At 62.6% G+C, this 4,748-nt stretch carries 3 protein-coding genes; all 3 read left to right on the top strand.

Features of this window, described 5'->3' with window-relative positions:
• Nucleotides 1-382: LamG-like jellyroll fold domain-containing protein (locus ACIREA_RS26885; protein ID WP_397385406.1), on the top strand; the 382-nt coding region annotated here is incomplete at its 5' end.
• Between the two features lie 9 nt (nucleotides 383-391).
• Entirely contained in the window at nucleotides 392-3,130 is a 2,739-nt protein-coding gene (locus ACIREA_RS26880; protein ID WP_397385405.1) for a PSD1 and planctomycete cytochrome C domain-containing protein, read from the top strand.
• Nucleotides 3,127-4,596, top strand: a complete 1,470-nt coding sequence (locus ACIREA_RS26875) for a DUF1501 domain-containing protein (protein WP_397385404.1) — start codon at nucleotides 3,127-3,129, stop codon at nucleotides 4,594-4,596. Before ACIREA_RS26880 ends, ACIREA_RS26875 begins: the two co-directional genes overlap by 4 nt.
• Nucleotides 4,597-4,748: the final 152 nt, after the last annotated feature.

Here is a 4,748-nt window from a genome sequence, read left to right as displayed (position 1 = left end):
CCAGGTGCACTGGATCATCAACCGCGACACCACCATGCGCCTCGCCCTCATCGGCAACACTCTCGCCCCCGGTTCCACCGAGCGCCAGGGCCACCCCGACTCCCGCACCCCGGTGCTGCCAGAGCAAGGCCGCTGGGTGCATCTGGCCACCGTCTATGATTCCACACGCGGCACCGTGCGCTTTTATCTCAATGGTGAGTTCGACAAAGAAACCCGCCTGGACATTGCACACCCCGCACGTCTCGGCCCCGCGCAGATCGGCAACTGGAACCAGCAGGACCGCAAGCTCAGCGGTCGTGTCGATGAACTCCTCCTGCTCGGCCGCGCCATGTCCGACGATGAACTCCGCGCCCTACACGCCGCAGGCAATCCTTACCGCTGATCACACTTCATGAAGTTGGTTGTTCTCATTCTCCTCGCCTCCTCCAGCCTCGCCGCTGCCGTTGACTTCGTTCGCGAGGTCCGCCCCATCCTGCAGAAGCACTGCTACAGCTGCCACGGCGAGAAAAAGCAAAAGTCCGGCCTCCGCCTCGACATCAAAGCCGCAGCCTTCAAAGGCGGCGACAAACACTCGCCCGACATCATCTCCGGCAAAGCCAGCGACAGCCCGCTCATCCACTTCATCACCACCGATGACGACGACGAACTCATGCCTCCCAAAGGCAAGCTCCCCGCCAGCGACATCGCCACCCTCACCACCTGGATCAACGAAGGCGCCCCATGGCCCGACGGCGTCGATCTCGCCAAACTCGAAGACCGCCGCGATCACTGGTCCTTCAAGCCGCTTCAAGTTCCAAGTTCTCCTCAAAGCATCGATTCCTTCATCGACGCCAAGCTCGCCGAAAAAAAACTCCACCGCTCCCCGCCCGCAGATCCCGTCTCGCTCATCCGCCGCATCACCTTCGACCTCACCGGCCTGCCACCCACACCGGATGAAACGGCGACTTTTGAAAAGGAGTGCATCCAGGATCGAGCATCCAGCATCCAGCATCTAGTAGACCGCCTGCTTAAAAGCGAACGCTATGGCGAACGCTGGGCTCAGCACTGGCTCGATGTCGTACGCTACGCCGACACCCATGGCTTTGAGGTCAACACCGAGCGCCCCAACTCCTGGCCCTACCGCGACTACGTCATCCGCGCCTTCAACAACGACACGCCCTACGATCGCTTCATCAAGGAGCAGATCGTGGGAGATGCCATGGGCCAGGACGCCGCCACCGGCTTCCTCGTCACCGCCTCCGTGCTGCTGCCCGGTCAGATCGGCAAGGACGATGCCTCCAAGCGCCTCGCACGGCAGGACTCCATTGATGAGATGGTCATGAACATCGGCCAGACCTTCCTCGGCCTCAGCGTCGGTTGCGCCCGCTGCCACGATCACAAGTTCGACCCCATCACCTCCAAAGATTATTACGCCATGCAGGCCTTCGTCGCCGGTGTCGAATACGCCGACCGCGATCTGCACACACCCGCAGCCGAAGCCGCACGCGCGGAGGAGAAACAGCTCAAAGCACGCCTCGCAGAGATCGACAAAGAACTCGCTCAATTCGTGCCCATGGCGAAATCCGGTGCCGAGCGCCCCATGATCAATGCCCGTGAAAACTCGGACCGCTTTCCACCCGTGAAGACACAGCGCCTGCGCTTCACCATCAAGGCCACGACTAACCTCGAGCCCTGCATCGATGAACTCGAAGTCTTCAATACGCGCGGCGAAAACGTCGCTCTCGCCACCACCGGCACCAAGCGCAAATCCTCCGGCGACATCGGCGTGGCCGAGCGTCACGAACTGCGCTTTCTCAACGACGGCCGCTACGGCAACTCACGCAGCTGGCTTTCCAACACACTTGGCAAAGGCTGGGTGGAACTCGAATTCCCGCAGGAGCAACAAATCGAGCGCGTCGTCTGGAGCCGTGACCGCGACGGCAAATTCACCGACCGTCTCGCCACCGATTACCAAATCGAAATCAGCGATGCAGCAGGCCAGTGGCACACCGTGGCCGATGCCAGCGACCGGCAGAAGTTTGATCCCAAAAACAAGAAGCTCGCAAGACCCACGCTCAAGGGCCTCACCCCCGCCGAAAACAAACGCGCCCGCCCGCTCTTTGAGGAAAAGTCCCGCACCGAGAAACAAATCGCCCAGGCCGTCAACTTGCAGAAAGTCTTCGCCGGCACCTTCCGCACCCCGGACGACATCCACCTCCTCAATCGCGGCGATCCCGAGCAGCCAAAAGAAGCCGTCACCCCCGCCGTGCTCAGCGCTCTCGGCAACGTGACACTCCCCAAAGAATCCGCCGAACAAGACCGCCGCCGCGCCCTCGCCGACTGGATCGCCAACGCACAAAACCCACTCACCGCCCGCGTCATGGTCAACCGCATCTGGCAGGGCCACTTCGGCACCGGCTTCGTGCAAACCCCCAGTGACTTCGGCCGCATGGGCATGAAGCCCACCCACCCCGAACTCCTCGACTATCTCGCCGTCGAATTCATCCGCAGCGGCTGGAGCGTAAAACACATGCACCGCCTCATCCTGCTCTCAGAGACCTACGGGCAGTCATCACAAAGCATCAAAGAGAACGAGACCATCGACTCCGACGTCCGCTACCTCTGGCGCTACCCATCACGCCGTCTCGAAGCCGAATCCATCCGCGACTCCATGCTCGCCGTCAGCGGTCGTTTGAATCTGCAGATGTATGGCCGCGGCTTCAATCTCTTCGATCAGCGCGGCGGCCTCAGCGGCTTCGATCCCATCGAGACCTTCAACGCCGACAACCAGCGCCGCATGATCTACGCCCACAAAGTGCGCCGCGAACCCGAGACCGTCTTCGGCGCATTCGACTGCCCCGATGCCGGCCAGAGCACCGCCCGCCGCATCGAAAGCACCACCCCCATCCAGGCCCTCAACCTCTTCAACAGCCTCTTCACCCTCGAACAATCCGCCGCCTTCGCCACTCGCATCCAGCAGCAAGCCGGCACCGACACCGCCAAACAAATCACCCTCGCCTACCACCTCTCCCTCAGCCGCCCCCCCACCGCCGCCGAACTCGCCGAAACCACACCGCTCGTCCAAAGCCACGGCCTCACCGCCCTCTGCCGCGCCCTGTTCAACAGCAACGAATTCCTCTTTGTGCCATGAGCCTTTCCTCCGATCACCTCTCCCCCGCCGGCCACGCACTGCTTGATCGCCGCCGCTTCCTCGGCAGCAGCGCCACGGCTCTCGGCTCCATCGCATTGACGAATCTCCTCGGCCTTGATGGCCTGCTCGCTGCGGACAGACCCATCATTGATCCCGCACGCCCCTACGCCCCACGCCAGCCGCACTTCCCCGCGAAGGCGAAAAACGTCGTCGTCATCTTCTGCGCAGGTGCCGTCAGTCAGCTTGAAACCTGGGACTACAAACCCGAACTCATCAAGTGGGACGACAAGCCCCTTCCCGGCGGCCCCGCCGTCACCTTCCAAGGGCCCGCAGGCAATCTCGCCCGCCCACAGTACGCCTTCCGCCAGCGCGGCCAGACCGGCAAATGGGTCAGCGACATGATCCCGCATCTCGCGGAGCTCACCGATGATTTCGCCTTCGTGCACTCGCTCACCAGCAAGTCCAACACGCATGGCCCCGCCGAGAACTTCCTCTCCACCGGCTTCAATCTCGACGGCTTCCCCTCCCTCGGCGCATGGACGACCTACGCACTCGGCAGCGAGAACCAGGACCTGCCCTCCTACGTCGCCATTCCCGATCCACGCGGCGTGCCGCAAAACGGCGCGAACAACTGGGGCCCCGGCTTTCTTCCGGCCGCGTTTCAAGGCACCACGATGAGCTCCAAAGCCCCCGTGCGCCATCTCGCCGCACCGGGTGTTTCCCCCTCCACAGACCAGGCCGCGCGCACCCTCCTCCAGCGCATGAACGCCCGCCATCTGGAAGCCCATCCCGGCGATGGCAAACTCGCCGCACGCATCGCCAGCTACGAACTCGCCGCGCGCATGCAGCTCAGCGTTCCAGAGATCAGCGATCTCAGCACCGAGCCCGCGCACATCCTCAAACTATACGGTGCCGACGACACGCAAAACGCCGAGAAAGCCGCCTTCGCCAAGAACTGCATCCTCGCACGTCGCCTCATCGAAAAAGGCGTGCGCTTTGTGCAACTCTTCAACGGTGCCTACGCCAGCGGCGGCAAGCTCAACTGGGACGGCCACAACGCCCTCAAGGAGCAGTACGACGTCCACGCCCCCATCCTCGATCAACCCGCAGCCGCACTCATTCGCGATCTCAAAGAACGCGGCCTCCTCGAAGACACCCTCGTCGTCTGGTGCACCGAATTCGGCCGCATGCCCTTCTTCCAAAAGGGAGCCAAAGGCCGCGATCACAACCCCGACGGCTTCACCTGCTGGATGACCGGCGCCGGCGTGAAGCCCGGCGTGAGCTGTGGCGAAACCGACGAACTCGGCCAGAAAGCCGTGAAGGACATCCACCCCCTCTACGACTTCAACGCCACCATCCTCCACCTCCTCGGCCTCGATCACGAACGCCTCACCTTCGAACACAACGGCGTCCAGCGCCGCCTCACGAATGTGGAAGGACACGTGATCAAGCAGATGCTCGCATGAGCCATTGAAGTAATGCGGGCACTCCTGCCAGTACTGTTCGGCACGCGGTCTGCTATTGAGGGGTGAATGGAGCCAAGCATTTTTGAATTGAGGCGGCGGTGAAAGGGCCAGGGAGTGGGAGGTGGGCGACATCGTGGCATCCGGGCACGCGC

This window comes from Prosthecobacter sp., from assembly GCF_044373815.1.
Classification (GTDB): domain Bacteria; phylum Verrucomicrobiota; class Verrucomicrobiia; order Verrucomicrobiales; family Verrucomicrobiaceae; genus Prosthecobacter.
This window is presented reverse-complemented; position numbering and strand designations above follow the sequence as displayed.